The 3,268-nt window shown below is 63.5% G+C and carries 3 protein-coding genes; all 3 read left to right on the top strand.

Going from position 1 to position 3,268, the window contains the following annotated elements; genetic code table 11:
* Positions 1 to 976 (top strand): TolC family protein (locus tag QZ186_RS11565; protein ID WP_296416990.1); only part of this gene is annotated, 976 nt, incomplete at its 5' end.
* Positions 977 to 1,055: 79 nt separating this feature from the next.
* The gene (locus tag QZ186_RS11560; RefSeq protein ID WP_363155750.1) at positions 1,056 to 2,396 is read left to right on the top strand and encodes a BCD family MFS transporter; all 1,341 of its coding nucleotides are present in this window, start codon (positions 1,056 to 1,058) and stop codon (positions 2,394 to 2,396) included.
* Positions 2,397 to 2,398: 2 nt separating this feature from the next.
* Complete coding sequence (locus QZ186_RS11555) at positions 2,399 to 3,202, top strand: inositol monophosphatase family protein (protein ID WP_296416987.1); 804 nt, start codon at positions 2,399 to 2,401, stop codon at positions 3,200 to 3,202.
* The last annotated feature ends 66 nt before the right edge of the window (positions 3,203 to 3,268 follow it).

The following is a 3,268-nucleotide window of genomic DNA, read 5'->3' as shown; positions in this document are numbered from 1 at the left end:
CCAGGCCTCGCTGGTCAGCCTGCGGGATGCCAGGGCCCGCTACCAGGCCGGTGTGGCCACCAAGTTGGAGGTGCTTGAGGCAGAAACCCAGCTCGCTCGTGACCAAGACCTTTTGACGACAGCGCTAGCGACCCAGTCCAATGCCAGGCGCGATTTGGCCAGGCTGCTGGACTTGCCGCAGAACATCACACCGACGGCCAAGCAACCCCTGCGTCCGCTCGGCGTCTGGTTGCCGTCCATGGAGGAGAGCATCCTTGGGGCTTACGCCTTCCGCGAGGAGCTGGATAACGCGCTCTTGGATATCTCGGTCTCGAACAGCAACGCCAACGCCTCCTTGGGTGCTGTTCAGCCGTTCTTGAGCATCGTTAATAACTTTGTGACGGGCCGAACCAATGGCTACGCTGGTCTGAATGCCAATACAGACGAGGGTTTTGGCATCAGCTCTGGCCAAACCTGGGCCACGGACAACACGGTGGGTCTGAACCTGCGCTGGTCGATCTTTGATGGCGGTCGCGCCCGGGCGCAGTACCGCCAGTCCAAGCAACAGGCCCAGGAGAATGCCTTCCGCTTCGCGGACACCCGCGATCGCGTTCGCTTCGAGGTGGAGCAGAGCTTCAATAATCTGCGGGCCGATACGCGCACGATTCAGACCACCTCACGCGAGGTGCTCTCCTCCCGTGAATCGCTCCGCTTGGCTCGCCTGCGCTTTCAGGCCGGTGTGACCACCCAGCGTGAGGTGGTGGATAACCAGCGGGACTTGACCCAGGCCCAGCTGCGGTATGCCCAGGCCCTCGCCGACTACAACCGTGGCCTCGCTGACCTGCGTCGCCGCACGGGTCTGGATCAGATCGCCATCTGCCAGCCGCCCAAGCTCTCGGCGATCAAGCCGCTTGAGGACGAGACCTACACCGTTCCTGTCCCGCCTGAGCCCCTGCCGCCGGCCTGCTCCGCTCCCTATCCGGCGGCCAAGAGCTAGGGCTTAGTCCGACTAACGTCAGTGACCAGCTGAGCGACTGCAGCTGTCTCTTCCTCTTCCTCGTCTGATCCGTCTGGGGTTGTTCCAGGGGTGCCTGGGCTGTCTGGCGGTGATCTTTGTCGGGATGCTCAACCGGGTGATGCTCACGGAGCTGGGTTTCCCTGGGCTGCTGGTGGGTGGTGCCCTGGCCCTTGAGCAGGTGGTGGCCCCGGCGCGAATCCTGTTCGGACAGATCTCCGATAGCCGGCCCTGGGCCGGCAGACACCGCACCCCTTACATCTGGCTGGGTTCGGCCTTGTTCTGCAGCTTGGCGGTGCTGTTGATCCCGCTGATTTTCCGCCTGCATGCCGCCTTCGGTTCAGGGGATGCTGGGGCGATTACGGCTGGGATTGCGGCGATCTGTGCGGTGGTGGCCTGCTACGGCCTGGCGGTCTCGCTGGCGACGACGCCCTACCTGGCCCTGGTGATTGACCTGACGAGCGAGGAGGAACGCCCTCGTGCGGTGGGCTTGATTTGGTGTCTGCTCACCGTGGGCATCGTGGTGGGTGCGATCGCCACCAGCATTTGTTTGAAGGGGCTGGATGGGGTGAGTGACCCAGCGCTGCTTGAGCCAGCGCTCTTCCAGTTCTTGGCTCGCGTGGCCGTGGTGGTGTTTGCCCTGACGGTCTTTGCGACCTGGGGCGTGGAGCCCCATGCGAGTGAGCGGGCGATTAGTCGCTCGGAGGACCGTGAGGATGCGATCACCCTGGGGGATGCCTGGCGCCTGATCACCTGCAGCCGACAGGTGCTGGTCTTTTTCTGCTTCCTGCTGGCGTTCACCTTGGCGGTCTTCCTGCAGGACCCGATCCTGGAGAGCTACGGCGCGGAGGTGTTCGGTCTGCCGATTGCTGCGACGGCTTCCTTGAGTGCGGTTTGGGGGGTGGGAACCCTGCTGGGCTTGCTGCTGGCCGGGCTCTGGTTGGTTCCCAAGCTTGGGAAGTTCAGCGCGGCTCGGCTGGGCTGTCAGCTGATCCTGTTGTCGCTGCTGCTGTTGGCGGGCGTCGGGGTGCTGGCTGATCCGAATGCATTGCGGATCGTGCTGTTTCTGTTCGGACTGGCGACAGGGATCGGAACCAATGCCACCTTGGTTTTGATGCTGGATCTCACCCTTCCTGCTGTCGCTGGCACCTTTGTTGGTGTCTGGGGCCTGGCCCAGGCCTACTCACGGGCGTTGGGCAAGGTGATGGGTGGGGGTCTGTTGGATGCAGCGCGCTGGGTGTTGCCTGAGGCACCAGCGCATGTGGCCTATGGGCTGGTGCTGTTGTTTGAGGCGTCCATCGCGGTTCTGGCCTTGGTGCTGTTGAGCCGCGTCAGCCTGAAGCAATTCCGGGCGGATACAGCCGGCAATCTCGATCGTGTTCTCGCTGCGGAGCTGGGGTGACGATGCTTTCTCTTGCGATGCCAGAAGGCTTGGAGCAGCTGGGGCTACTGCTGGATCAGGTGGCCGAGCGACAGCGACAGGACTTTGGCCAGCTGGATTCCGAAGCCAAGGCCGATGGGAGCCTGATCACGGCCTGTGACCGCTGGAGCGACGCCACCTTGGTCAAAGGCTTGGCTGAGCTCTATCCCGGTGAGGGGGTGCTGAGCGAGGAAGGCAGTCAGTCGGTTCCGACCTCGGAGGCCTATTGGGTGGTGGACCCCCTGGATGGGACGACCAACTTCGCGGCGGGGATTCCCTATTGGGCGATTTCCCTGGCCCGCTTTGAGAACGGTGTCCCGGTGCTGGGGGTGTTGGACGTACCGCCCCTGCGTCAGCGGATCGTGGCGATTCGAGGCGGTGGAGCCTGGCGGAAGGACAAGAAATTGGGTGCCCCTTCGGCCCGCAATCAGGTGGCCGGTTGCGCGTCGCTTTGCAGCCGCTCGATTGGGGTGCTGCAGAAGCTTCCGAATCAGCGTTTCCCCGGGAAGATTCGGCTGCTGGGGGTGGCCAGCTTGAACCTGGTGAGTGTGGGGATGGGGCAGACCATCTCGGCCTTGGAGGCCACACCGAAGATTTGGGACCTGGCTGCCGCATGGCTGGTGCTCCAGGAATTGAATTGCCCGATGGATTGGCTGGTGCGGGATCCGGCTCAGCTCAGGCCCGGCGAGGATCTAAGTGAGGCCAACTTCCCCGTGCTGGCGGCGCGCAACGAGGAGACGCTGGCGCGCTTCAAGCCCTGGGCGGACGTTCTGGTGGCCCGAGTTTGACGGGATGGGGGTTGATGGTGTTATGATTATGTGCTGCGAGCAAACCGAAAGGCGAGCGAGCAGCGA

Origin of the sequence: Vulcanococcus sp. DEBay_Sum29NL08_54, assembly GCF_017859255.1 — a bacterium.
Classification (GTDB): domain Bacteria; phylum Cyanobacteriota; class Cyanobacteriia; order PCC-6307; family Cyanobiaceae; genus Vulcanococcus.
The sequence above is the reverse complement of the archived record's forward strand: the minus strand, read 5'-3'. Positions and strand labels throughout refer to the sequence as shown.